Source organism: Micromonospora sp. NPDC005161, from assembly GCF_053599855.1.
In genome coordinates this window covers 1-22,753 of record NZ_JBSFYQ010000011.1, presented here as the reverse complement: position 1 = coordinate 22,753, position 22,753 = coordinate 1, and the positions used below count along the sequence as shown (strand labels likewise).

25 protein-coding genes and 1 pseudogene are annotated in these 22,753 nt (G+C 73.0%); 13 read left to right on the top strand and 13 right to left on the bottom strand.

Annotated elements, in window-relative coordinates; all coding sequences use genetic code 11:
* Nucleotides 1-54: 54 nt before the first annotated feature.
* Complete coding sequence (locus ACWD5O_RS13165) at nucleotides 55-477, top strand: ATP-binding protein (protein ID WP_450085396.1); 423 nt, start codon at nucleotides 55-57, stop codon at nucleotides 475-477.
* A gap of 159 nt (nucleotides 478-636) precedes the next feature.
* Nucleotides 637-807 (top strand): hypothetical protein, encoded by a 171-nt coding sequence (locus ACWD5O_RS13160; protein ID WP_354962413.1) that lies wholly within the window; start codon nucleotides 637-639, stop codon nucleotides 805-807.
* A gap of 328 nt (nucleotides 808-1,135) precedes the next feature.
* Here the strand turns inward: ACWD5O_RS13160 and ACWD5O_RS13155 are convergent, their stop codons facing one another.
* The 5 genes from ACWD5O_RS13155 to ACWD5O_RS13135 form a co-directional block, all read right to left on the bottom strand.
* The gene (locus ACWD5O_RS13155) at nucleotides 1,136-1,477 is read right to left on the bottom strand and encodes a nuclear transport factor 2 family protein (protein WP_354962414.1); all 342 of its coding nucleotides are present in this window, start codon (nucleotides 1,475-1,477) and stop codon (nucleotides 1,136-1,138) included.
* Nucleotides 1,478-1,479: 2 nt separating this feature from the next.
* On the bottom strand, nucleotides 1,480-2,172 hold the full coding sequence (locus ACWD5O_RS13150; protein WP_450085395.1) for a dioxygenase family protein: 693 nt from the start codon (nucleotides 2,170-2,172) through the stop codon (nucleotides 1,480-1,482).
* A gap of 146 nt (nucleotides 2,173-2,318) precedes the next feature.
* Entirely contained in the window at nucleotides 2,319-2,873 is a 555-nt protein-coding gene (locus ACWD5O_RS13145; protein WP_450085394.1) for a nucleotidyltransferase family protein, read from the bottom strand.
* A 75-nt stretch (nucleotides 2,874-2,948) separates the two neighbouring features.
* Nucleotides 2,949-3,470, bottom strand: coding sequence for a hypothetical protein (locus tag ACWD5O_RS13140; protein ID WP_450085393.1), 522 nt, complete (start codon nucleotides 3,468-3,470; stop codon nucleotides 2,949-2,951).
* 71 nt (nucleotides 3,471-3,541) lie between these two features.
* Nucleotides 3,542-4,135 (bottom strand): helix-turn-helix domain-containing protein, encoded by a 594-nt coding sequence (locus ACWD5O_RS13135; RefSeq protein WP_354962418.1) that lies wholly within the window; start codon nucleotides 4,133-4,135, stop codon nucleotides 3,542-3,544.
* Nucleotides 4,136-4,208: 73 nt separating this feature from the next.
* On the opposite strand from ACWD5O_RS13135, the gene ACWD5O_RS13130 reads away from it, so the two are divergent.
* From ACWD5O_RS13130 to ACWD5O_RS13120, 3 genes are all read left to right on the top strand, one after another.
* Nucleotides 4,209-5,783 carry an FAD-dependent oxidoreductase gene (locus tag ACWD5O_RS13130; RefSeq protein ID WP_450085392.1) on the top strand — a complete coding sequence of 525 codons (1,575 nt, stop codon included), beginning with the start codon at nucleotides 4,209-4,211 and terminating at the stop codon, nucleotides 5,781-5,783.
* Between the two features lie 228 nt (nucleotides 5,784-6,011).
* A complete protein-coding gene (locus tag ACWD5O_RS13125; RefSeq protein ID WP_450085391.1) occupies nucleotides 6,012-7,628 on the top strand; it encodes a hypothetical protein in 1,617 nt (538 codons plus the stop codon).
* A gap of 131 nt (nucleotides 7,629-7,759) precedes the next feature.
* Nucleotides 7,760-9,154 (top strand): dihydrolipoyl dehydrogenase family protein, encoded by a 1,395-nt coding sequence (locus tag ACWD5O_RS13120; RefSeq protein ID WP_450085390.1) that lies wholly within the window; start codon nucleotides 7,760-7,762, stop codon nucleotides 9,152-9,154.
* On the opposite strand, the gene ACWD5O_RS13115 is transcribed toward ACWD5O_RS13120, so the two are convergent.
* From ACWD5O_RS13115 to ACWD5O_RS13105, 3 genes are read right to left on the bottom strand one after another with little or no spacing between them, the layout of a single operon-like run.
* Nucleotides 9,151-9,927, bottom strand: a complete 777-nt coding sequence (locus ACWD5O_RS13115; protein ID WP_450085389.1) for a nucleotidyltransferase domain-containing protein — start codon at nucleotides 9,925-9,927, stop codon at nucleotides 9,151-9,153. The genes ACWD5O_RS13120 and ACWD5O_RS13115 overlap by 4 nt on opposite strands.
* A 54-nt stretch (nucleotides 9,928-9,981) precedes the next feature.
* On the bottom strand, nucleotides 9,982-11,322 hold the full coding sequence (locus tag ACWD5O_RS13110; RefSeq protein WP_450085388.1) for a hypothetical protein: 1,341 nt from the start codon (nucleotides 11,320-11,322) through the stop codon (nucleotides 9,982-9,984).
* Between the two features lie 5 nt (nucleotides 11,323-11,327).
* A complete protein-coding gene (locus ACWD5O_RS13105) occupies nucleotides 11,328-11,801 on the bottom strand; it encodes a hypothetical protein (RefSeq protein WP_450085387.1) in 474 nt (157 codons plus the stop codon).
* Between the two features lie 101 nt (nucleotides 11,802-11,902).
* On the opposite strand from ACWD5O_RS13105, the gene ACWD5O_RS13100 reads away from it, so the two are divergent.
* The 3 genes and pseudogenes from ACWD5O_RS13100 (at nucleotide 11,903) to ACWD5O_RS13090 (ending at nucleotide 14,966) form a co-directional block, all read left to right on the top strand.
* Nucleotides 11,903-12,754, top strand: a complete 852-nt coding sequence (locus ACWD5O_RS13100) for a copper resistance CopC family protein (protein WP_450085386.1) — start codon at nucleotides 11,903-11,905, stop codon at nucleotides 12,752-12,754.
* A 171-nt stretch (nucleotides 12,755-12,925) separates the two neighbouring features.
* Nucleotides 12,926-14,758: pseudogene (locus ACWD5O_RS13095) on the top strand (discoidin domain-containing protein); the annotation flags it as partial.
* A 61-nt stretch (nucleotides 14,759-14,819) separates the two neighbouring features.
* Complete coding sequence (locus ACWD5O_RS13090; protein WP_450085496.1) at nucleotides 14,820-14,966, top strand: RICIN domain-containing protein; 147 nt, start codon at nucleotides 14,820-14,822, stop codon at nucleotides 14,964-14,966.
* A gap of 78 nt (nucleotides 14,967-15,044) precedes the next feature.
* Here the strand turns inward: ACWD5O_RS13090 and ACWD5O_RS13085 are convergent, their stop codons facing one another.
* Nucleotides 15,045-15,431 (bottom strand): DUF2267 domain-containing protein, encoded by a 387-nt coding sequence (locus ACWD5O_RS13085; RefSeq protein ID WP_354962427.1) that lies wholly within the window; start codon nucleotides 15,429-15,431, stop codon nucleotides 15,045-15,047.
* Nucleotides 15,432-15,601: 170 nt separating this feature from the next.
* Here ACWD5O_RS13085 and ACWD5O_RS13080 point away from each other — a divergent pair, with 170 nt between their 5' ends.
* The 3 genes from ACWD5O_RS13080 (at nucleotide 15,602) to ACWD5O_RS13070 (ending at nucleotide 17,785) form a co-directional block, all read left to right on the top strand.
* Entirely contained in the window at nucleotides 15,602-16,408 is an 807-nt protein-coding gene (locus ACWD5O_RS13080; RefSeq protein ID WP_450085385.1) for an SAM-dependent methyltransferase, read from the top strand.
* Between the two features lie 173 nt (nucleotides 16,409-16,581).
* A complete protein-coding gene (locus ACWD5O_RS13075) occupies nucleotides 16,582-16,914 on the top strand; it encodes a nuclear transport factor 2 family protein (RefSeq protein ID WP_354962429.1) in 333 nt (110 codons plus the stop codon).
* A gap of 34 nt (nucleotides 16,915-16,948) precedes the next feature.
* Nucleotides 16,949-17,785 (top strand): oxidoreductase, encoded by an 837-nt coding sequence (locus ACWD5O_RS13070; protein ID WP_354962430.1) that lies wholly within the window; start codon nucleotides 16,949-16,951, stop codon nucleotides 17,783-17,785.
* A 96-nt stretch (nucleotides 17,786-17,881) separates the two neighbouring features.
* Here the strand turns inward: ACWD5O_RS13070 and ACWD5O_RS13065 are convergent, their stop codons facing one another.
* From ACWD5O_RS13065 to ACWD5O_RS13055, 3 genes are read right to left on the bottom strand one after another with little or no spacing between them, the layout of a single operon-like run.
* The gene (locus ACWD5O_RS13065) at nucleotides 17,882-19,432 is read right to left on the bottom strand and encodes a molybdopterin-dependent oxidoreductase (RefSeq protein ID WP_450085384.1); all 1,551 of its coding nucleotides are present in this window, start codon (nucleotides 19,430-19,432) and stop codon (nucleotides 17,882-17,884) included.
* Nucleotides 19,433-19,462: 30 nt separating this feature from the next.
* Nucleotides 19,463-19,582 (bottom strand): fasciclin domain-containing protein, encoded by a 120-nt coding sequence (locus ACWD5O_RS13060; protein WP_450085383.1) that lies wholly within the window; start codon nucleotides 19,580-19,582, stop codon nucleotides 19,463-19,465.
* Nucleotides 19,566-20,096 (bottom strand): fasciclin domain-containing protein, encoded by a 531-nt coding sequence (locus tag ACWD5O_RS13055; protein WP_450085382.1) that lies wholly within the window; start codon nucleotides 20,094-20,096, stop codon nucleotides 19,566-19,568. The genes ACWD5O_RS13060 and ACWD5O_RS13055 overlap by 17 nt, the downstream gene beginning before the upstream one ends.
* Nucleotides 20,097-20,293: 197 nt before the next feature.
* On the opposite strand from ACWD5O_RS13055, the gene ACWD5O_RS13050 reads away from it, so the two are divergent.
* On the top strand, nucleotides 20,294-20,626 hold the full coding sequence (locus ACWD5O_RS13050; protein WP_450085381.1) for an STAS domain-containing protein: 333 nt from the start codon (nucleotides 20,294-20,296) through the stop codon (nucleotides 20,624-20,626).
* On the top strand, nucleotides 20,626-21,054 hold the full coding sequence (locus ACWD5O_RS13045; protein ID WP_450085380.1) for an ATP-binding protein: 429 nt from the start codon (nucleotides 20,626-20,628) through the stop codon (nucleotides 21,052-21,054). Before ACWD5O_RS13050 ends, ACWD5O_RS13045 begins: the two co-directional genes overlap by 1 nt.
* A 10-nt stretch (nucleotides 21,055-21,064) precedes the next feature.
* Here the strand turns inward: ACWD5O_RS13045 and ACWD5O_RS13040 are convergent, their stop codons facing one another.
* Nucleotides 21,065-22,609: a PP2C family protein-serine/threonine phosphatase gene (locus ACWD5O_RS13040; RefSeq protein ID WP_450085379.1), complete on the bottom strand. Its 1,545-nt coding sequence runs from the start codon at nucleotides 22,607-22,609 to the stop codon at nucleotides 21,065-21,067.
* Between the last annotated feature and the right edge of the window lie 144 nt (nucleotides 22,610-22,753).

Below are 22,753 nucleotides of genomic sequence, written 5' to 3'. Positions count from 1 at the left end.
GTGTGACACAGGAGTCCGGCGCGGGCCACGCGCGGGCTGAGGAGGAACTGCGCGATGCGCGTGACCATGACGCTGTCACTCCCGCGACAACCGTCCTCGGTGACCCGCGCCCGCCATGTGCTGACCACCCTGCTGAGCCTCACCGACGCCGCTGAGGACTCCGTTGACCGCCTGGCCGTGCTGATCACCGAGGCTTGCGCCAACGCGGTGATGCACGCCGACCCGGACAGCACCGTCGACATCACCATCATCATCGAGGACGACGTCTGCCTGCTCGAGGTCAGCAACCGCGGCAGTATCCCCAACGGCGCCGGACTCGACGCCGAGCTCCCCGCCCCGCTCACCGTCGGTGGTCGCGGGCTGCCCTTGATCGCCGCCCTCGCCGACACGGCGGCCTTCGTCGCCGGGCCACCGAACCAGGTGCTGCTACGCATCACCAAACACCTCAGCGAGGTACGCACAGCACCGGTCCGATGACCGGAACGCCACGCCGGCAGTCGAGGGCAGCGCGGTGGATCGCCTCGTTGGGCTTGAGGGAGTCCGATCGGACATCGCGATGATGTGTAGTCAAAGCTGAAAGGAAGCGGGCCGGGCCCTCGACGGGCGTCCCAGCCCGTGTCAGGTGCCGTACTCCCCGTGAATGCGGAGGCTGGGAAACCATGGGAGCACGAGGGTGAACCGTGGCGGCAGGCCGTGTACCTGTACCCGCGCAAGGGTGGCCGAGTACTCGTCATCACCGCGCAGTCTCGCGAGCCTGGCATCGCGGCCGCCCGCTACGGCGTGGAGTCGATGCTGGCCCTAACCTGAGACGAGACGACCCAGCCCTGCGGACGCACGCACATGCCGCGAACCGCTCGCTACGGCAAGTCGCGGCAAGCGGACCGCGCCGGCGGCGGGTCGTGCCGATGCGCGGATGCCAGCCAAGCGAGTGGATGCTGCAGCGCGGGTGCAGGCCGCCGCCGAGCCGGACCAGTTCGCCCAGCCCGCCACGGACGGCTTCTTCGGCGGCGCGGAGCAGCCACGGGCCGCGCATTTCCCCTGGGTGGACGACACCTCAGCATTCACGGCCTCGGCGGAGCGACTCCTCGCAGGTAGCCGGACGGCAGGCCACGAGGTCACTCCGCCCGGTTTGGTTCTAGCTCGCGTACGCCCGCATTGAAGTGATCATGGCCTGGTCGTCGAAGGTCATGGTGTCGATGACCTCTCTGGTGGGGCCCTCGGCTGGTGTGGCGCGGAAGTGGAACGCGGCGTGGTGGTCGGCGATCGCCACCATCACGAGTTCCATTGTCCGTTGCTCGGTGAGCACGCCGGCAAAGTGCTGCTCGATGGCCGTTCGGCCGGTGACCGGGGGTCCGCCAGCGGGGTCATGCAGGCGGGCATCCGGTGTGTAGAGATCTGCCAGTGCGGTAGCATCGGCGGCGCCGACGGCGGCGAGGTGAGCCTCGATGGTGGCCCTGATCTGCTCCGTGCTGGCCACGATCAACCGTCGCTTTCCGCCGAAGGACCCGCAGCCGAGGCAGGTCGCGCTTGCTGGTCGAGGACGACGCAGAGGACCCCGGTGTAGCCGGTCGTCGGATCTCCCTGCAGGTCCAGGATCATCTGCTCGCCGCCTTCGGCGAAGATGCTGTCGGTGGCGTTGGTGGTGTCGCGCTGCGGCCGGCCCCGATAGGGCGGGCGACTGAAAACCTCGTCGGTGACCGTGTCGGGAAAATAGACCTGCGTGGTCGCCGAGCCGTCGCCGAGGTGCGCGATGAGGTGGATGTGCACGGTGCGGCTGGCGTACCAGCCCGGGTAGATCGTGTTGAACCCGCACATCCCGCGCTCGTCGGTGCGCTGGCTGCCCCGCAGGTACGTCTCACCGGCGGCGATCACATCGTGCGGCACCGACTCCGAGGTGACCACCTGTCCCGGCCTCGCTTCGAATGGCTGGAAGCCGGAGTATCGGCCCACGTGGTCGGCCTGCCAGACCTCGACGAGGACATCTGCGAGGGGGGTGGTGGCGTCCGCCGCCAGTAGGCGTAGCCCGAGGCGCAGCGGGAGACCATCGCGGTCCTCGGTGATCTCCCGACGCTCGGGATGCACAGCTCGGTGGTATGGGCCCCGTGTCTGCTCGACGAACAACCGGCAGGTGACTCCGGTCGAGGCCAGTAGTTCGACGAGGTCCTCCTCCACCGTGCCAGTATCGTCCGCCGTTCGGTGCGGCGCCCGCGGTTCGCCGCCCGCACTCATGTGCCGCGAACCGCTCGCTACCGACCATGACGGAGGTTGTGGTGTCGGTTGTCCGCCCGTGCCGCGAAGTCCTTCGCTTGGCGTGACCGTTAGATCTCCAGCCGCAGCCCGGCCCATCGGTGGAGCCATCCCTTGACCTCCACGCGGCGCTGTACCTTCGCGCGGCCCGCTGCGTTGTTGAAGGCTGGAGAGGGGCGGACAACCATTCCCAGAAGGTCGGTCAGACCGTGGGAGGACACCAGGCGAACAGAGTCGCCCCTCAGTGTCACCGCGACGCACGTCGCCGTTTCGGGCCAGCGCGATATCGCGTCCAGGGCGGACGTGTAGGGCTCATCGCCGTTGCGCAGATGCATCCGTGCTTGATTACGAATCTCCCACGGCACCCCAGGCAGGGCCACTATGGCTTGGGCTTCGGCGCGTGCATCCTCGCGTGGGTCCGGCTTTTCCGGGTCGAAGTAGGCGACATCCACGTCGCGCTCCGGCGAGACTGGGAGGCCGCTGATCGCGTCCCAGACGCGGTTGCGTACGAAGCCGGCACCGATCCACCAGTCCGGTAATCCAAGCTCGGCCGTAGCCCGAAGGACTCTCATTGCTCCCGGGTCCGACTCGATCACGCCCACAACGTCCTGCGCGCTCATGACCATCGCAGGGACCCTAAACCAGCGGACGTGCACACCGCTTGCGAGGCGAGGGCTGAGGGCAGAGCGAGGTCACGTTCGCTAGCGGTTACCTCGGCGCGCGGGGCCACCGTAAAGATGGACACGGTTATCGACAACGCAGTCCGGTTCGCCGCGCAGGAACCGGTCGCATGCAACATCGCCGTTGCTGACATGGACCACCCAGTCCTCGTAGTACCAGCTGGGGTCGCACGCGCAGCCGGTCAACCGGAAATTGGCCCTATACCGGCCGACCTGCCCGTGGGCGAGGGTGAACAGGCGGGTCGACACTCCCGCCCGGGGAAACGCCGCCCCGCCGGGCAGACGCTCGACGGTTACCGCCGAGCCGTCGAAGGTGAGCCATAGAGCGAGACCGCGGGAGATGCTCACGCCACCGGTCCGTACCTCGCCACGGCGTTGGTAGCTGGCGGCCTCATCAGCCAGGACGTCGTGGACCACGACATCGCCTGCTGGCAGCGGCGCAGGAAGTATCACCGGGCGGTTGAGCCCTCGACGGGCGTTGGCCTGTGGAGCGCCGCGCCCAGCCGGGCTCCATCGCACGCGCACCCGCTGGATGATGATCACGCCCAAACCATGGCCCACGGCCACACGTCTCGCCAGCCGATATCCCGCTCATGCCTCTGACGGCTCGCTGACTATTCCCTGGCGGACGCGGCGGGGCGGGCGCGGACGTGCAGCCGCTCCCCCTGCGGCCCGAAGAGGTTGAGGACCTCGGTGGTGCCGGGGCCGGGGTTGATCACCCGGTGTGGCGTACGCGTGTCGAACTCGGCAACCTCGCCCGGGGTCAGCGTCAGGTCGTGCTCGCCGAGCAGCAGGCGCAACTGGCCGGAGAGCACGTAGATCCACTCGTACCCCTCGTGGGTCTGCTGGGTCAGCTCCCCGGTGGGCGTATTCGGCGGGAGGATCTGCTTGAACGCCTGCAGACCGCCCGGTCGGCGGGTCAGCGGCAGGAACGTCACGCCGTGCTGGACGATCGGCTTGGGACGGACCCGTGGGTCGCCGGTGGCCGGGGCGTCCACCAGCTCGTCCAGCGGGACCTGGTAGGCGCGGGCCAGCGGGAGCAGCAGCTCCAGGGTGGGCCGGCGGCCACCGGATTCCAGCCGGGACAGGGTGCTCACCGAGATGCCGGTCAGGTCGGCGAGCTGGGCCAGGGTGGTCCCGCGCTGCTGGCGCAGGGCGCGCAGCCGTGGGCCGACCGCGGCCAGCGCCGCGCTGTCGTCGTTTGCCATAACGGCAAGGATAGTTGCCGCCTGGCCGACGGCGACGGATGGTGGGCTCAGCCGACAACAAGGGGAGACTCCGGTGGACGAGACATATGACGTGGTGGTGGTGGGCGGCGGCGCCGCGGGGCTCAGCGGAGCCCTGGCGCTGAGCCGAGCCCGACGGTCCGTGCTGGTGATCGACTCCGGTGAACCGCGCAACGCGCCGGCCGACCACGTTCACAACTACCTGGCACGCGAGGGGACGCCGCCGGGCGAGCTGGTCGCGGTCGGGCGCGCCGAGGTCGCCGGGTACGGCGGAAAGTTCCTGGACGGGCGGGTGGCGGCGGCGACCCGGGACGACGACGGGTTCCGCCTCGGCCTCGACGACGGGCGCGCGGTGCGGGCCCGGCGGCTGCTGGTGGCCACCGGGCTCAGCGACGAGCTGCCCGACGTGCCCGGGGTGGCGCAGCGGTGGGGGCGCGACGTGCTGCACTGCCCGTACTGCCACGGGTGGGAGGTCCAGGACCGGCGGATCGGGATCCTGGCCACCGGGCCACTGGCCGTGCACCAAGCCGAGATGTGGCGGCAGTGGAGTTCGGACGTGCTGCTCCTGCTGCACGACGCCCCGGCGCCCGACGAGGAGACCGCCGAGCGGCTCGCCGCCCGGAGCATCGCCGTGGTGCCCGGGCCGGTGGCCGGGCTGGAGGTCACCGGGGATGCGCTGACCGGCGTCCGCCTCGCCTCCGGCCGGGTGGTGGCGCTCGACGCGGTGGTGGTCGCGGCGCGGCCGGTCCCCCGCGCGGGAATGCTGGTCGGGCTGGGTCTGGCCGCGGAGGAGGTGACGATGGGCGGGCAGGTGATCGGCACCCAGATCCCGGCCGACGCCACCGGGGCGACGACCGTCCCGGGCATGTGGGTGGCCGGCAACGTCGCCGATGTCCGCGGCCAGGTCATCGCGGCCGCCGCGGCCGGCCTCACCGCCGGGGCGGCGATCAACGCCGATCTGATCGCCGAGGAGACCCGCGACGCGGTGACCGCGTACCGGCAGGTGCTGGCCACGGCCTTCGAGGAGCCGGCGTGGGAGGAGCGCTACCGGTCCCGGCCGGCGGTGTGGAGCGGTCGGCCGAACCCGCAGCTGGTCACCGAGGCCACCGACCTGACCCCGGGACGGGCGCTCGACGTGGGCAGCGGCGAGGGCGCCGACGCGGTGTGGTTGGCCGACCGTGGCTGGCGGGTGACGGCGGTGGACATCTCCACCACCGCGCTGGGTAGGGCCGCCGGGCACGCCGAGGCTGCCGGCGTCGGTGAGCGCATCGAGTGGACGCACGCCGACCTGCGCGAGAAGCCACCCGCCGAGGAGGCGTACGACCTGGTGTCCGCGCAGTTCATGCACCTGCCACCGGCGCAGCGGCGGGAGCTGTTCGCCCGGCTGGCCGCCGCGGTGGCTCCGGGCGGCACCCTGCTGATCGTCGGGCACCACCCGTCGGACCTGTGGACGTCGGCGCACCGGATGCACCTGCCGGACATGATGTACACCGCCGAGGACGTGGCCGCCGCACTGGACCCGGCGCACTGGGAGGTGCGCACCGCCGAGGCCCGCCCCCGCCCAGCCACCGACCCGGAAGGCAGGAACATCACCCTGCACGACGCGGTCCTCGTCGCCCGCCGCCGCTGAACCACCAACCCGCGTCGATCATGAAGTTGTGCTGGGTGACAAGAGCCGCGGATCAGGGTCTTCCGGGCACCACGACTCCATGATCGACCGAGGAAGGGAGGGTCGGCCGGGCAGAGACGGGGCGGGACTTCGCACCGGGCCGCCTCGGCGGTAGCGTTGCGCCACACTCACGGCCCGCGGGGCGGTAGACCGCCGGCCCTGGCGCCCCGATCGTACGGAGGATGGCGCATGTCCATCGGCGCTGAGCCGCTCGCAGCACGCGACGACGCGGCCTCGCGGCCGAGCTTCGAGCTCACGCTGCGCGGCTACGACAAACGCCAGGTCGACCGGCACCTGGAGCAGCTCGACGGTCAGATCGCGATGCTGAGCGGGGAGCACGGGCGTTCCGCCGTCCGGGTCCGTGAGTTGACCGCCGAGGTGCAGCGGCTGCGCGCCGAGCTGGCCGAGCTGCACGACCAGCCGGTGCAGGTGGACCGCGCCTCGTTCCAGGATCTGGGCCCGATGGTCGGCGAGATCCTGACCCTCGCGGAGAAGCAGGCAGCCATGATCAGCGACTCGGCCACCGACCTGGCCAACGAGCTGCGCGCCGAGGCGGAGCGGATCCTCGCCGACACTCGCGAGCGGGCCGCCCAGGCGCGCCAGGACCTGGCCGAGGAGCTGACGGCCCGGCGCGCCGAGCAGGAACAGGCGCACGAGGAGCGGCGCGGCGTGGCCGAGGCCGAGCTGACCGCGATCCGGGAACACGCGGAGCAGCTGCGCGCCGACAGTGAGGCCGCGCACGAGCGCGCGCAGAACGAGGCGAAGCGGATCACCGAGCAGAGCGCGCAGCAGCTCAACCAGACCCGGGTCGCCGCCGACGCACTGATGAAGTCGGCGCGTACCCAGATCCAGCAGGAGCTCCAGGCGGCCCGGGCCAAGAGCCAGCAGGAGCTGGCCCAGTGGCAGGCCGGGATCGAACGCGACGTCAACGACCGCCGGAGCGCGGCCGAGCAGGAGATCGCCGAGCAGCAGGCGGCCGCTGAGCGGGAGCTGGCGGAGCAGCGCAGCGCGATCGAGCAGCAGATCGCCGCGCTGCTGGCCGAGGCGCAGCAGCACGTGACCGACCTGCGCAACCGCGCCGACGAACAGGCCGCCACGCACCAGGAGCAGCTCGCCGCCCTGCAGCAGGAGATCGAGGAGCGCCGGCAGGAGTCGACCCAGCTGCACGCCGAGCTGGAGACCGCCCAGCAGCAACTCGCCGAGGTGCGCGAGGAGGGCGAGACCCTGGAGAACGAGCTGTCCCGGTTGCAGCAGCGGCTGGGCGAGGTCCGTCGGGACCTCACCGCCGAGAGCGCCCGGCTGGACGAGGCCCGGCGGGCCGGAGACTCCGCCGAGCGGCACGCCAAGGACGTCCGCGCCCGGGTGCAGCGGGAGGCGAAGCGGGTGGCCGACCTGGCCGCCGCCGCCGTCATGGCCGCCGCCGCGGGCGGTACGGAAACCGCCGAGTACCCGATGGTGGGCGCCCGCTCCAGCGCCGAGCGACCGGTTGCCGATCGGACCGACGTGGAGCCGGCGGGTGGTGAGCGGCCGAGCGGCGGGCGGCACGGCGAGCGCGTGGACCGGCCCGGTGGCGACCACACCGGTGGCGACCAGTCCGGTGGCGGCCAGTCCGGCGCGGAGCGGGTCGGCACCTCGTCCACTACGGACGAGGCGGCAGCGGCTGCCGACCGTACGGCCGCCGCGGAGGGGACCACCGGCGACGCCGACCCGACCTTCACGCGCCCCGGCGACACCGCCGAACCGACGCCTGTGCCGTTCCTGCCCTTCGGGCAGCCGGTCAGCGAGAACGGTGCCGCCCGGCACTGAGCTCGAGGCGGGCCCGGCCGGAGTTGGCGGTTCTGCTCGGAACCGGGCCGATGGCGCACCGGAGCTGACAGGCTGGTCTGGCCGCCACGCAGAGGCGGCCGCATCGGCCCGGCGACCGAGAGGAGCACCCGGTGACCGACCGAGCGGAGGAGTTCGACCTGCTCGTCGTGGGTGGCGGCAAGGCCGGCAAGACGTTGAGCATGGACGTGGCCCGGTCCGGCCGTCGGGTGGCGATGGTCGAACGCGGCATGATCGGCGGCAGCTGCATCAACGTCGCGTGCATCCCGACCAAGGCGCTGGTGACGAGCGCGCGGGCGGCTCGCCAGCTACGCGGCGCGGCCGCGCTCGGCCTGGTGGTCGAGGGCGGTCGGGTCGACGTGGACCTGCTGCGCGCCCACAAGCAGGACGTCGTCGAGGGGATGGTGGCCGCCAACCGGCAGCAGTTCCTCGACTCCGGCCTGCACCTGGTGATCGGGGAGGCCCGGTTCGTCGGTCCCCGGACCGTACGGGTGTCGCTGGCCGACGGCGGCGAACGGTTCCTGCGTGGCGCCGACGTGGTGATCAACACTGGTACCCGCCCGCACCTGCCGCCGGTCCCCGGGATGGCCGAGGCCTCGGTGCTGACCAGTGACACCCTGCTGCACCTGGATCGGCTGCCGGCCCGACTGGTGGTGCTCGGCGGTGGCACCGTCGGGGTGGAGTTCGCGCAGATGTTCGCGTCGTTCGGCAGTGCGGTGACCCTGATCGAAGGTGGCCCGCGGCTGCTCACCCGCGAGGATCCCGACGTCGGCGACGCGGTGCTGCGGGTCCTGCTCGACGACGGCATCGACGTGCGCGCCGGCATGTCGGTCGCCCGGATCGACCGCAACGCCGACGGCACGGTCCGGGTGACGCTGGACGACGGCAGCCTGGTGACCGGGGACGACGTGCTGGTCGCGGTCGGCCGGGAGCCGGTCACCGACGGGCTCGGTCTGGACGCCGCCGGCGTGCAGCTGAACGACCGCGGCTTCGTGGCGGTCGACGAGTACCTGCGGACCAGCGCCGAGCGGACGTGGGCGGCCGGGGACGTCGCCGGCACCCCGCAGTTCACCCACGCCTCGCTCGACGACTACCGGATCATCCGGGCGAATCTGGCGGGTGAGCTGCGCAGCACCGCCGGCCGGCTCATCCCGTACACCGTGTTCACCACCCCGGAGCTGGCCCGAGTCGGTCTCACCGAAACCGAGGCGCGCCGCGCCGGGTACGACGTCCAGGTGGCCAGCCTGCCGGTCGCCGCGATCCCCCGGGCCCGCACCCTGCGCCAGACCGAGGGAACGTGGAAGGCGGTGGTCGACGTCGGGACCGACCAGATCCTCGGCGCGGCGCTGCTCGGCGCCGAGGCGGGTGAGGTGATCACCTCGGTGCAGCTGGCCATGCTCGCCGGGATGCCGTGGACCGCCCTGCGGGACGCGGTCATCACCCACCCGACCATGACCGAGGGTCTCAACCTGCTCTTCGCCTCGCTCCAACCCCGCCCGGTCCGCTAGTCGGGCTGGCCGGCGATCTCGGCGCGGACCCGGTGCTGGAAGGCGCGCGCCTGGGCGCCGGTGGGCGGCGGCCCCCCGTGCCGCGCGGCGACGGCCCGGCCGATCACCTCGGCCGGGTCGCCGGCGTCGATCAGCCGCTGCCCGGCCGCCACCTTGGACAGCCAGACGCCGTCGCGGTGGCGTACCAGGGACCGGCAGGCGCCGAGCACCGCGTCCTCCGCGCCGGGCGCGGGTCGGTCGTCCGGCGGCGTGGGCAGCGCCAGCCACCACGACAGCGCCTCGATCAGCAGGCGGCGCAGGTCGGCCGGGGCCAGATCGGCGAAGACCTCCCCCGCTGGCGGCCCGAGCAGCGGCAGGCCGCTCTGGTGCAGGATGCTGCGGTCCAACCCGTACCAGAACCGGCCGTCGGTCGCCGGGCGGTCGGCGGGGTCGAGGGTGCACCGGAACGGCATCCCGGAGCCGGTGTTCAGCTCGACCTCGAAGCCGGGCTCCGGGCTGCCGGAGGCGGCCACCTCCCGCCGGTAGGCGACCAGCTCCAGCCCGCGCGCCGGGCAGGGCAGCGCCTCGTGCCGCAGCCGCGCCACCAGCGCCCGCTTGTCGGCCTCGGTCAACGGCCCGGCGCAGAGCAGCGCCACGTCCACGTCGCTGCGGCCGGCCTGGTACGCGCCGAGCCCCACCGAGCCGGCCGCGTACGCGCCCACCAGGTGGTCGCCGAGCACGTCGCGGGCGGCGTCGACCAACTCGTCGAGATAGCGCCGAAGATCGGAATCCACGCCCCATCCTCACCGGTGGCCCGCGGCACCTCCGATCTGGGTCCCCGGTTGGCCCTAGCCGGCGTAGAGCAGCAGCAGGCCGGCGACGGTGTAGGCGACCATCAGCGCCAGTAGCGGGAGCTGGCCGGCCACGGCCCGGGCCCGGGGGAACAGGTACAGGGCGCGGTCGTGGGCGAGCAGCGTGCCGAGCAGGTGCCCGAGGATGATGACGGTGATCTGGAGGGTGGCCACCCCAGACGGGGTGACCAGGCCGGTGTGCGGTTCCCAGCCGGCGGTGCCCAGCCAGTTCGCGCCGGTGTCCAGGGGGTCGGAGAGCAGCGCGACGGTGCGCTGACCTTCCAGGATCAGCAGCGAGTAGTAGTGGGCCACCAGGTAGCCCACCGCGATCGGCACGATCGAGTGGGCGAGTTCGCCGGGCAGCCCGGGGGCGTCGGCGGGCCCGGCGCGGCCGATCCGGGTCGCCGCCCCGGTGGCGACGAGGTACGCCGCGGCGACGGCGGCGATGACCAGGAGCAGCCCGGCGCTGCCGGTGACCACCGGGGGTAGCCCGTTCTCCTGGGTGAGGCGCAGCCAGGCCGGCGCGTTGGAGAGGCTGTCGAACACGGTCGAGCCGAGCAGCACGATCACGACGGCGACCAGCCCGGGGCGGGGCCGCAGCCCGGCGATCCCGTCGAGCGGGTTGCGCCACACCAGCACGCCGTCCGCCGCCCGGCCGACCGGCGCGAGGTGGCCGATGAGCCCGCTGTACACCTCGAACGGGTCGGCCCGGTCGAACCAGCCCGCGCCGAACAGCGCCGCCCCGGCCAGCATGACCACGGCGTACCCGCCGAGCCAGGCGGTGATGACCGGCAGCGTGGCCCGGTCGGGTGCGACCAGTTCCAGCCAGACGAACCCGAACAGGGCGACGGCCGCTGGCCAGAGCCCCAGGCCGACCGGCAGCTCGCGGAGGCCACGCTCCGGGTCCCGGCGTGCCGCCAGCGCGGCGAGCAGATGAACGGCGCGCAGCGGGTTGACGGCCCGCCAGACGGGGCCGAGCACCAGCGACACGGGCACCAGCCCGACCCAGAGCAGCACGTAGAGCGCCCCCGCCGTCGGGTTGTCCGGGGTGTCCGGCCCGGCCAGCAGGCCCACGCAGAACCAGCCGGCGGCGAGCAGACCCAGCCCGCGCAGTGCCCACCGGAACGCGGGCGCGTCGACGAGCCGGGCCAGCGGCTCCGGCACCGGCCGTCCGCCGGTCGCGTCCCGGTCGAGCCGCGGCTCGCGCCACAGCAGGCCCAGCGCGAGGAACGTGACGACCAGGGCCAGGGCCGCGGCGACGACGAGCTGCGGCAGCGTGATCGGCAGGTCCTGGCGGCCACCGACGCCGTGCGCCAGCACCACCGGGGCGCCGGTCATGGTGCTCAGCGGACGACGAGCTGGAACAGCACCAGCTCGGTCTCGTGCGTCTCCACCTCGAACAGCCCGGTCTTCTCGGCGCGGAACTCCACCGAACCGGGCGTGCCGGCCGGCAGCCGGGCGCCCAGGTCGTAGCCGTGCACGTGCAGCTCGTCGGAGACGTCCGAGGTGACCGTGATCCGGACCAGCTCGCCCTTACCCACGGTGACCCGCCCGGTGGACGGGTCGACCCGCCGCTTCGCGATCGTCACGGTGATCTGCCGGTCCACCGCCGGTGTGCTGGCGCTGGCGCTGGGTGTCGGACTGCCCGACGAGGTCGGCGCCGTCGTGGCGCTGGGCGGCACGGCGGCCGTCGCCGGCGTCGAGGGGGTGGCCACGGACGGGTCGTCGTCCCGCCCGCAACCGGTGGCGAGCAGGGCGGTGACGAGGACGACGGTGAGGACGACGGGAACGCGGGAACCGGGGGCACGGACGAACACGGGCGGACTCCGAACGACGCGGGGGACAGGTGTCGAACTGATCGTCGGGGAGGAGAACTCTACGTCTTGTTCGGCGGCGGGGAAATGACCATGATGAACGGATGCGATCGAGGCTGGTCACTGCCCGTCACCTCTGGAGCCGAGCGGCGGCGGCGCTGGCCGCGACCCTGGCGGTGTCGCTGCTGCTGCCCGCCGCTCCGGCGTCCGCGCACGGCCAGTTGGCGACGTCCACCCCGTTGACCGGCACCGTGGTCCGCGAGCCGCTGACACAGCTGGGGTTGTACTTCACCGAGAAGCCGGCCTCCAACGCCCACTTCACCGTCACCGGGCCGAACGGGTCCCGGGTGGACAGCGGCTGGTCCTACGGCGAGCCGAAGCGGCTGGACAAGCCGGTTCAGGAGTACTTCATGGTCAACGGCGTCTTCGAGCCGCGGTTGTACCACACCGGTTTCCCCGCCATGGTGTCCGTCGCGCACTGGCCGGCGAAGGGGCGGTACACGGCCAGTTATCTCTCCGTCGCCTCCGACGGCGAGGCGGTGCGTGGCACCGTCACCTTCAACTACCAGGGGGCCAGTACGGCGGCGCCGGCCGGATGGACGCCACCCACGGACGGGCCGGCGCCGGCCCTGCTCGCCCTGGTCGAGGGCAACCCGTCGGCGAGCCCCGGCGTGGCCGGCGCGAGCGCCGACGCGGGCGCGACCGCCGCCCCGGCGAGCGCGCCGAGCGGCGCCACGGAGGAGACGCGAGGCGGCGGGTGGCCACCCTGGCTGGTACCGGCCTTGATCGTCGTGGTGGTCGCCGCCGTCGTGCTGGTGGCGGCCCGCCGCCGGCCCGCCGCGCGTGGCACGTCCGCCCCGACCCGCCGGACCGCCGGTCCGGCCCGCAGATCCGGTACCGCGGCGCGCAAACCCGGCAACCGGGGCGGTGGTCCAGCCCGGCGCGGACGGCGGTAGGCCGGGCACCTTCGCACCGGGCATTCCGCTACACGCTGACCAACCTGCGGCCCACCGGCTTCCAGCCGAAGGTCACCGGGATGGACTGGCTGGCCGACGGCCGGCTCGTCATCTCCACCTGGGGCGGCAGCGACCAGTCCGAGCACCTCCCAGGACGGCGAGGTCTGGATCATGGGCAACACCGGCGGCGCGACCGGGCCGGGCACCGTGACCACCAAAAAGATCGCCGGCGGCCTCAAGGAACCGATGGGCCTCAAGGTCATCGACGGGGTGGTCTACGTCTCGGAGAAGCAACGGCTGACCCGGCTGGTGGACACCACCGGCGACGAGGTGGCCGACCAGCTCCAGACGGTCGCCACCTGGCCGTACGGCGGGAACTTCCACGAGTTCGCGTTCGGCCTGCTCTACCAGGACGGGTTCTTCTACCTGAACCTGTCGGTGTCGATCAACTCCGGCGGCGCGACCACCAACCCGCAGCCGGCCGCCAACCGCGGCACCACCCTCAAGGTCAACAAGGACACCGGCGCGGTCAGCCACGTCGCCGGCGGGCTGCGGACCCCGCACGGCATCGGCTGGGGCCCGGAGGGCGGCATCTTCGTCACCGACAACCAGGGCGGCTGGCTGCCCTCGTCCAAGCTGGTGCACATCAAGCAGGGCCGGTTCTTCAACCACTACCTGAACCCGGCCGGCCCGTTCGACGCCAACCCGGTCACCCCGCCGGTGCTCTGGATGCCGCAGAACGAGATCTCCAACTCGCCCAGCACGCCGCTGTACCTGACCAGCGGCCGGTACGCCGGTCAGTTCGTCATCGGCGACGTGACCTACGGCGGCCTGCAGAGGGCCAGTGTGGAGAAGGTCAACGGCGAGTACCAGGGCGCCCTGTTCCGGCTCACCCAGGGCCTGGAGGCGGGCGTCTCCGAGGTCAACGTCGGCCCGGACGGCGCGATCTACGTGGGTGGGCTCGGCGCGGGCGGCAACTGGGGCCAGACCGGCAAGCTGTCGTACGGCCTGCAGAAGCTGACCCCGACCAGCACCACCACCTTCGAGATGCTGGCCATGCGGGCCACCACCGCCGGGTTCGAGGTGGAGTACACCCAGCCGGTCTCCGCGGAGACCGCCGCCAACCTGGCCGCGCACTACAAGATCAAGCAGTGGCGGTACCAGCCGACGGCCAGCTACGGCGGCCCGAAGATCGACGACGAGACGCTGACCGTCACCTCGGCGACCCTGTCGACGGACGGGAAGAAGGTCACCCTCGCGGTCAACGGGCGCAAGGCCGGCCACGTCGTCCACCTGCGCTCGCCACGCCCGTTCACCTCGACCAGCGGGCAGTCGCTGTGGAGCACCGAGGCGTGGTACACGCTCAACGCCATCCCGGGCGTCACCCCGCCGCCGACCGGCGGGATCAACCTGGCGCTCAACAAGCCGGCCACCGCGGACAGCTCCTGCTCGGCGACCGAGGGCCCGGCCAAGGCCGTCAACGGCAGCGTCGCCGGCGGCAACGGCGACAAGTGGTGCTCGAAGGGCACGGCGAAGTACCTCCAGGTGGACCTCGGTGCCAGCTACGCGGTGAACCGGGTGGTGGTCAAGCACGCCGGCGCCGGCGGCGAGAACACCGCCTGGAACACCCGGGACTTCACGGTCGCCTCCAGCGCCGACGGCACCGCCTGGACGACCCGGGCCACGGTCACCGGCAACACGGCGAGCACCACCACGCACGACGTCACCGCGCCCGGAACCCGCTACGTGCGGTTGGCCATCACCGCGCCGACCAGCACCGGCGATCCGGCCGCGCGGATCTACGAGCTGGAGGTGTACGCGGGTACCGGTGGCGGGTCGGGCCGCATCACCGGGGTCGGCGGCAAGTGCCTGGACGTGGACAACGCGGGCACCGCCGACGGCACCAAGGTGCAGCTCTGGACCTGCAACGGCACCGGCGCCCAGTCGTGGAGCCGCGTCGGGGACACCTACCGGGCCCTGGGCAAGTGCCTGGACGTGGACAACGCCGGCACCGCCGACGGCACCAAGGTGCAGCTCTGGACCTGCAACGGCACCGGTTCCCAAGGTGTGGCAGCCGGAGTCCGACGGGTCGATCCGCAACCCGCAGTCGGGCAAGGCGCTGGAGGCCGCCGGCGCCGGCACCGTCGACGGCACCCAGATCCAGATCGGCACGTACGCGGGCGGCGCCCACCAGAGGTGGGTGGTCAGCTGACACTGGACGTGGGGGCGGGGTCTGACCGGCAACCCGGTCAGGCGCCGCCCCGGGCACCTCGGACGGTCGCGACGTCGGTCAGGGGCCCTGCGGCAGCGGCTGGGCCAGCTCCTTCAGATCCGCCGGGAGCTGGGACAGCGCGTCCTCGAACTCCCGGTGGCCGACCACCCGGTGCATGGTCTGGAGCACGGCCCGGGAGCCCCGCTCCGCGGTGGGTCGGTCGGTCCCCGCGCGCTCGGCGACACGCCGCAGGAACTCGTCGTAGCCGAACACCTCGGGCGCCTCGGCGACCTTCACCAGCAGCGGGCTCAACTCTGTGGCCAGGTGGGGTGCCAGCGTGGCCGCCTCGCCGCCGCTGAGCCGCTCGGTGAGGGTACGCAGAACCGCCTCGGTCAGCGGTCGCGCCTGCTCGGGCGGGACACCCGCCCGTGCCGCAACCTTGTCGACGAACGCCAGCTCAGCCATGCCCCCGCCCTTCGTTCCGGAGATGCATGGCTACCCGGGCCGACCGACGGCAAACCCGGGACCGGTCCCGGTGCGATCCGACGGCATGGGTGTCCGTTTTGCGGACGGGAGCGCTGTGCGAGCATGAGTGTCCTCTGTGTCTTCCCCCACCCCTCAGCGGAAGGACGCCCGTGGCAGAAACCGCCCCTGACCCGGCCACCGACGGCACCAAGATCGACACGAGCGTCCCGCACTCCGCCCGGATCTGGAACTACTGGCTCGGTGGCAAGGACAACTTCGAGATCGACCGGCTGGCCGGCGAGCAGGTCCGCGAGCTCTTTCCCGCGATGATCGAGACGGCACGCGAATCCCGCGCGTTCCTGTCCCGCGCGGTGCGCTTCCTCGCCGGCGAGGCCGGGATCCGGCAGTTCCTCGACGTCGGCACCGGGCTGCCCACCGCCGACAACACCCACCAGGTTGCCCAGCGGGTCAACCCGCAGAGCCGGGTCGTCTACGTCGACAACGACCCGATGGTGCTGGCCCACGCGCGGGCGCTGCTGGTCGGCAGCCCGGACGGGCTGACCCGGTACATCCACGCCGACCTGCGCGACCCGCAGGCGGTGCTCGGGCAGGCCCGCGAGCACCTCGATTTCAGCCAGCCCGTCGCGGTCATGCTGTTCGGGGTGATGGGCCACGTCGGCGACGACGACGAGGCGGTCGCCATCATCCGCGCCCTGCTCGACGCGGTGCCGTCCGGCAGCTACCTGGCGCTGTCCGACGGCACCGACACCAGCGCGGCGGTCGTCGAGTCGCACCGGCAGTACAACGAAAGTGGCGCGCTGCCGTACCACCTGCGCAGCCCGGAGCGGATCGCCCGGTTCTTCGACGGCCTGGAACTGGTCGAACCCGGCCTGGTGCCGTTCACCCACTGGCGGCCCGAGCAGGACGGCCAGCCGGCCGACCTGGACGGCTACTGCGCCGTCGGCCGCAAGCCCTGACCCGCGCCGACCCTGAGCGGTGTCCGGCGGGCGGGCTGCCGCCGGACACCCGCGACGATGGGTCGACGACGGGTTCTGTCGGTTGGTCCGCGAAGCACCGGCACCGTCTCGTACCGTGAGGTCGGACGGGGAATCCGGCTGCCCGAGGGCGGCCCGCGCCGCAGGAGGAGCCGATGGGAGTCGACCTGCCCGAGGTGATCGACCGGTACTTCCGGGCCGTCGGCGACGGTGACCTGGAGGCCTTCGTCGCCTGCTTCGCGGACACCGCGAGCGTGGCCGACGAGGACCGGGTGCACGAGGGACGGGCCGCGATCCGCGCCTGGCGGCAGCGGACGATGGCGACCTACTCGTACACCGCGGAGCCGGTGACCGTCACGCCGCAGGCGGGCGACTCGTACCTGGTCCTCGCCCGGGTGTCGGGCAGCTTTCCCGGCAGCCCGGTCGAGCTACGGTACCGGTTCACGCTGCGCGACGACCTGATCGGTGCCCTGAACATCCGCCCGTAGCGACCGTCTGATTGAGCCGGCAGGAGGAGACGACGTGCCGCGTGTCTGGCTCATCACCGGCAGTTCCCGGGGTCTCGGCCGGTCGCTCGCCGAGGCGGTGCTGGCCGACGGCGACCGGCTGGTCGCCACCGCCCGCGATCCGGCGCAGCTCGGCGACCTGGCCGACCGGCACGGCGACCAGATCCGGACGGTGGCCCTCGACGTCACCGACCCCGCCGCCGCCCGCACCGCCGTGCACAGCGCTGTGGACGCGTTCGGGAGCCTGGACATCCTCGTCAACAACGCCGGGTACGCCGACGTCGCCGCGATCGAGGACATGCCGGAGGACGACTTCCGGGCCCAGATCGAGGCCAACTTCTACGGGGTGGTCAACCTGACCCGCGCCGCCCTGCCGGTGATGCGCGAGCAGGGGCGCGGGCACATCGTCCAGGTCTCCAGCGTCGGCGGGCGGGTCGGCGGGCCCGGGCTGGGCGCGTACCAGCCCGCCAAGTGGGCGGTCGGCGGCTTCTCGGAGGTGCTTGCCAAGGAGGTCGCGCCGTTCGGGATCCGCGTCACCACCGTCGAGCCGGGCGGGCTGCGGACCGAATGGGCCGGCTCCTCGATGCGCACGCTGCCGATCAGCGAACCGTACCGGCCGGTCATCGAGCCGGTCGTCGAGCGGCTGCGCCAGGCCAGCGGCAGCCAGCCGGGCGATCCCGTCCGGGCCGCCCAGGCGATCATCCGCATCACCCGGGTCGACGACCCGCCCGCGCGGTTGCTGCTCGGCGCCGACGCCGTGGCGGTCGCCTCGGCGGCCGCCGAGTCCCTCGCCGCGTCCGACGCGCGGTGGCGCGAGCTGAGCGAGTCGATCGTCTTCGACCCGGCTCCGTGACCCTGCCCGACCCGGCGACGGCGACGCGGTGGGCACGATCGCCGCCGACTCTGCCGATGCCTGGCTCTGGCCGGGTCACCGGGGCGGGGCGACGGCTCAGGTGACCGTGACGGTGACGCTGTGCCAGCCGGTGGCCCCGTCCGGAAAGGGCGTGGCGCGGGCCTCGGTCTGCATCGCCCCGATGCCGTCGACGGCGCGGACCCGGACGGTGTGGCTGCCCGGTCGGGCGTCCCACCGGTAGGTCCACTGCCGCCACAGGTCCGCCGACGGGCCCGCGGCGAGCCGGGCCGGCTGCCAGCGGCCGTCGTCGACCTGGACCTCGACCGCGCTGATGCCGCGCCGCTGCGCCCAGGCGACACCGGCGATCATCAGCGGGCCGGCCGGGCGACGCGCGAACGGCTTCGGGGTGTCGATGCGCGAGGCCGTCTTCACCGGCGCGTCGGCGGCCCACCCGCGCCGCACCCAGTACGGGTCGACCTCGTCGAACGTGGTCACCCGCAGCTCGGTGAGCCACTTGCAGGCGCCGACGTAGCCGTACAGGCCGGGCACGAGCATCCGGACCGGGAAGCCGTGCTCCACCGGCAGGGGCTCACTGTTCATGGCGACGACCAGCATGGCGTCGCGGCCGTCGAGGATCGCGGTCAGCGGGGTGCCGATCGTCATGCCGTCGACCGAGCGGCTGAGCAGCTGGTCCTGCCCAGGCCGCAGGCCGGCCTCGCGCAGCAGCGGGGCGAGCGGCACTCCCGTCCACCGGGCGGTGCCCACGTACGGGCCGCCGACCTCGTTGGACACGCAGTTGAGGGTGATGTCGCGCTCGACCAGGTCGCGGGCGAGCAGGTCGGCGAAGCTCCAGGTGCGGGGCCGCTCGACCGCGCCGGCGAGCCGCAGCCGCCAGGTGTCGACGTCGATCTGCGGGACGGTGAGCGCGGTGTCCACCCGGTAGAAGTCGCGGTTGGCGGTAACGAACGCCGGACCGCCCTCAACCGCGACGTCGGGTGGCAGTGGCGGGGCCGGGGTGGCCGGGGGCGGGATGCGTACCGCCGACCCGGACCGTGTGCCGGCGGCCCGGCGCCCGCCGACGGCCTGCCCGCCGGTGGTCGCCGCCACGGCGGTGAGGGTGGCGGCGCCGGCGGTGGTGAGGAACTGCCGGCGGTTGAGTAAGTGGGGCCGTCCGGAGGCGACGGCTGGCCCGGGTCGGGCGGCGCGCAGCAGCGCGAGCAGGGCACCCGCGCCGGCGGCGACGCCGACGAGGGCGGGGACGGCGTCCGCCACGGTCGCGGCGGGGCGGGCGAGTACGGCGGCGACGCCGACAGCGCCCAGCCCGACGAGGCCGGTCAGACCGGCTCCGGTCCAGCGGATCGCGGCGATGCCGAGCACGACCGCGACCAGCACCAGGACGGCGAGCACACCACCGAGTAGGACGATCTTGTCGGCGGTGCCGAAGGTGCGGATGGCGAACGCCTTGACCGGCTGGGGTGCCAGGTCGATGGCGGTGGCGCCGACGGCGAGGACCGGATCTCCCACCGGGTCGGTGAGCGCGGCGGCGAGGTGGGCGACGCCCAGCGTGACGGCGGCGGTGAGCAGGCCGACGAGGGCGCCGGTGCGGTTGGGGCGCGGGACGGGGGGCCGCCCCGGCCGGGGGTCCACCGACCGGGGCGTGGTCGTGGTCGGGACGGTTCAGCTCTTCGGCATCAGCACGGTGTCCACGATGTAGACGGTGGCGTTGGCGGTGGAGACGTTGCCGCAGACCACCATCGAGGCGCCGTCGACCGTGAACGAGTTACCGCTGCCGGTCACCGTGACCTCGTCGCCCTGGAGGGTCTTGTGCGTGCCGGCCAGGGTGTCCGGGGGAGAGGTGGGTCGGCACCACGTGGTGGGTGAGGACCTTCTTCAACATGGCGTCGTCGGCGAGGACCTTGCCGAGGTCCGCCTTGGGGATCTTGGCGAACGCGTCGTTGGTCGGCGCGAACACCGTCACCCCCTGCGCACCGTTGAGCGAGTCCACCAGATTCGCCTTCTGCACGGAGACCAGGGTGGACAGCAGCGGGTTACCGGAGGCGGCGGTGGCCACCGGCACCTTCGCCATGGCCTGGAAGCTGCCCGCGTCGGCGGGATCGGTCGGCACCACGGCGCAGCCCGGCCCGAACTGCGCGGTCATCATCGACGAAGTAGCCGACGGCATCGGTGCGTCGGCCGAGGCGCTGGCAGCGGTCCCGCCGCTGGCAGTGCTGTCGGTGTCGCTGTCGCCGCAGCCGGCGGCGAGGGTCAGGATGGCGATCGCGCCGATGGTGACGAACAGACGCCGGTTCATTCGAACTCCTCAGGTAGGTGACCGCGGTGGTGCTCGTACCGGTGATTCGGTGCGGTCGAGCCGGCGGATGGGTCGGATCGTCGACGAGCTGACGGCACGCCCCCGATCGCCGCCGAACGGAGGACACGGCCGGCAGGCTGGTGGGTGACATGATGTGCCGACAACGGCTGTCACGACGAGGAAGGTGCTGCTGCCCGATGCCGCACTTCGAGGCCCGGACGTCCACGGCGCCCGGCCGGATCGTCGTCACGCTGTCCGGCGAGTGCGACCTGGCCACCCGGGAGGAGCTGACCACCGTGCTGTCCGCGGCGGTCCGCGGCGCGCCCGTCGTCGTGGTCGACGTGGGCGGGTTGCGCTTCCTCGACTCCAGCGGTCTGCACGGCCTGGTGACCGCCCACCAGACCGCCCGCGCCGCCGGTCGGCGGTTGTACGCCGTCAACGCCAGCGGGCCGGTCGCCGCCGTGCTGGACATCACCGGCGTCGGCACCCTGCTGCAACCGCCCGCCGACGACCCGCGGCTGGCGGGCTGATGGCGGCCGGCCGGCGGGAGACCCGGATCGTGGCCGAGCAGTCGGTGTCCACCCGCGCCCCGGACACGATGGCGTACCAGGTGGCGACCGACCTGCGAGCGCTGCGCGCGTTCGTCTGCACCGCGGCCCTGGCCCGGGGCCTGCCGCCGCACCGGGTGGAGCTGCTGACGTTGGCCGTCAGTGAGCTCGCCACCAACACGTTGCAGCACACCATCGGCGGCGGCCGGGTCCGGGTGTGGGCCGAGGCGGACCAGTTGTTCTGCGACGTCATCGACCAGGGGCCGCCGGTGCGCGCGTTCGGCCGGGACATGCCGCCGGCCGACGCGGTACGGGGGCGGGGGCTGGCGATCGTCGAGCAGGTCTGCGACGAGGTCGCCGTGCTGACCGAGCCGGAGGGAACGGTGGTGCGGCTCCGGCTGGGCCTGTGAGCCGGGCGGCTCAGGGCAGCACGCGTACGGCCAGCGCGCAGGTGTCGTCGTCCGGGCTGGGCTGGTGCAGCAGGTCGCGCAGACGGCCGAGGGTCTGCTCCCCCGGCTCGGCGGAGAGCGCCGAGAGCACCGACCGCACCTGTTCCAGCCGGTCCTCCTCGGGCGCGCGCCGCTCCACCAGCCCGTCGGTGTAGAACAGCACCAGGTCGCCCGGACGCAGTCGCGGGGTGAGCACCGGGTACACCGAGTCGTCGGCGGCGCCGAGCAGGAGGCCCGGCGGCCGGTCCAGCGGGCCGGTCCAGCCGTCGCGGGACAGCAGTGGCGCCAGGTGCCCGGCGCGTCCCCAGCAGAGCAACCGGGTCACCGGGTCGTAGACCGCGACCACCGCGGTCCCGGTGATCGCGAGCTGACCGCAGAGTCGGTTGAGGTGCCCGAGCAGCACCGCCGGGTCCCGGATGCCGATCGACAGCCAGGCCACCAGCGCGAAGCGCAGATGGGCCATCCCGCTGGCGGCGCTGAGGCCGTGGCCCGCCACGTCACCGACCGCGAGCACGACCGACCCGTCCGGCAGGGTCTGCGCGTGGTACCAGTCACCGCCCACCCGCACCGCGCTCTCCGCCGGCAGGTAGTTGACCATCGCCTCCAGGCCGGCCAGCGGAAACGGCTCGCGGGGCACCGGCTGGATCAGGTTCTGCAACTGACCGGCCAGCCGGTGCTCGGCCAGCGCCGTCATCTCCCGGGTGCGCAACTGGTCGCTGAGCTGCTCGATGGCGGTCCGCGAGTCCACCCTGGCCGTCACGTCCTGCACCACGGCGTGGATCTTCAACGGTGTGCCGTCCGCGTCCCGCGAAACGTCGGACAGAATCCGTAGGTACTTCACCAAGCCCGCCGCCCGGAACCGGACCGTCACGTCCGAGGAGGCTCCACTGTCCAGCGTCTGCCAGGCCGCCTCGCGCAGCATGTGGTCGTCCGGCAGCAGGGCGGCCGACTGCTCGGCTCGCGACAGCGGGCCCAGCGCCGGGTCACGCTCGAAGATCCGGTACATCCCGGGTGACCACTGGCTGACCCCGCTCGCCAGGTCGTACTCCGCCCAGCCGAGGCTGCCCAGCAACTCGGTGCGCTCCAGTCGACGCAGGTCCTCGTCGAGCCGTTGCCAGGTCACCAGCAGGCCGCCCAACACCCGGTGCACGTGCACGTCGAACAGCGAGTCGGCGACGACGCCGCTGCGCTTCTCCACGTACCGGAAGTCGGCCAGCCGGCCGGGCGACCCGGTGGCCAGCACGTCGAGGTACAGCCGCCAGAGCGGACCGTCGACCATGCTGGGGTACAGCTCGGTGAGCCGCGCGCCCACCCGGTCGGTCCCCCGGCCGTAGATGTCGTGGCCCTCGCCGCTGGTGGCCGCGATCCGGAAGTCCGCGACCGCCCGACCGTCGTCCGGCACCGGCAGCAGCCACGTGCAGCCGGCCGGAACGACCGCCAGGATCTCCCGCACGACCTCCTCGACCGGCCGCGCCGCCCCGGCGGCGTGCGTGGCACGCCCGCCCTGGTCCGCCATGCCAGCAGCCTAGCCACCGGCCGGCCCGCGGCCCACAGCCACCGGCCGGCCCGCGGCCCACAGCCACCGGCCGGCCCGCGGCCCACAGCCACCGGCCGGCCCGCGGCCCACAGCCACAGATCGGGAGAGCTCACGTCTGAACTC

What these genes read in the sequence shown, in the direction of transcription:
- ACWD5O_RS13135 (WP_354962418.1), bottom strand. Translation starts at nt 4,135, where the DNA reads ATGGCAAACGACGACAGCGCGGCGCTGGCCGCGGTCGGCCCACGGCTG.
- ACWD5O_RS13085 (WP_354962427.1), bottom strand. Translation starts at nt 15,431, where the DNA reads ATGGCTGAGCTGGCGTTCGTCGACAAGGTTGCGGCACGGGCGGGTGTC.
- ACWD5O_RS13125 (WP_450085391.1), top strand. Translation starts at nt 6,012, where the DNA reads ATGTCCATCGGCGCTGAGCCGCTCGCAGCACGCGACGACGCGGCCTCG.
- ACWD5O_RS13110 (WP_450085388.1), bottom strand. Translation starts at nt 11,322, where the DNA reads ATGACCGGCGCCCCGGTGGTGCTGGCGCACGGCGTCGGTGGCCGCCAG.
- ACWD5O_RS13050 (WP_450085381.1), top strand. Translation starts at nt 20,294, where the DNA reads ATGCCGCACTTCGAGGCCCGGACGTCCACGGCGCCCGGCCGGATCGTC.
- ACWD5O_RS13145 (WP_450085394.1), bottom strand. Translation starts at nt 2,873, where the DNA reads ATGGTCATGAGCGCGCAGGACGTTGTGGGCGTGATCGAGTCGGACCCG.
- ACWD5O_RS13040 (WP_450085379.1), bottom strand. Translation starts at nt 22,609, where the DNA reads ATGGCGGACCAGGGCGGGCGTGCCACGCACGCCGCCGGGGCGGCGCGG.
- ACWD5O_RS13100 (WP_450085386.1), top strand. Translation starts at nt 11,903, where the DNA reads ATGCGATCGAGGCTGGTCACTGCCCGTCACCTCTGGAGCCGAGCGGCG.
- ACWD5O_RS13075 (WP_354962429.1), top strand. Translation starts at nt 16,582, where the DNA reads ATGGGAGTCGACCTGCCCGAGGTGATCGACCGGTACTTCCGGGCCGTC.
- ACWD5O_RS13055 (WP_450085382.1), bottom strand. Translation starts at nt 20,096, where the DNA reads ATGAACCGGCGTCTGTTCGTCACCATCGGCGCGATCGCCATCCTGACC.
- ACWD5O_RS13165 (WP_450085396.1), top strand. Translation starts at nt 55, where the DNA reads ATGCGCGTGACCATGACGCTGTCACTCCCGCGACAACCGTCCTCGGTG.
- ACWD5O_RS13045 (WP_450085380.1), top strand. Translation starts at nt 20,626, where the DNA reads ATGGCGGCCGGCCGGCGGGAGACCCGGATCGTGGCCGAGCAGTCGGTG.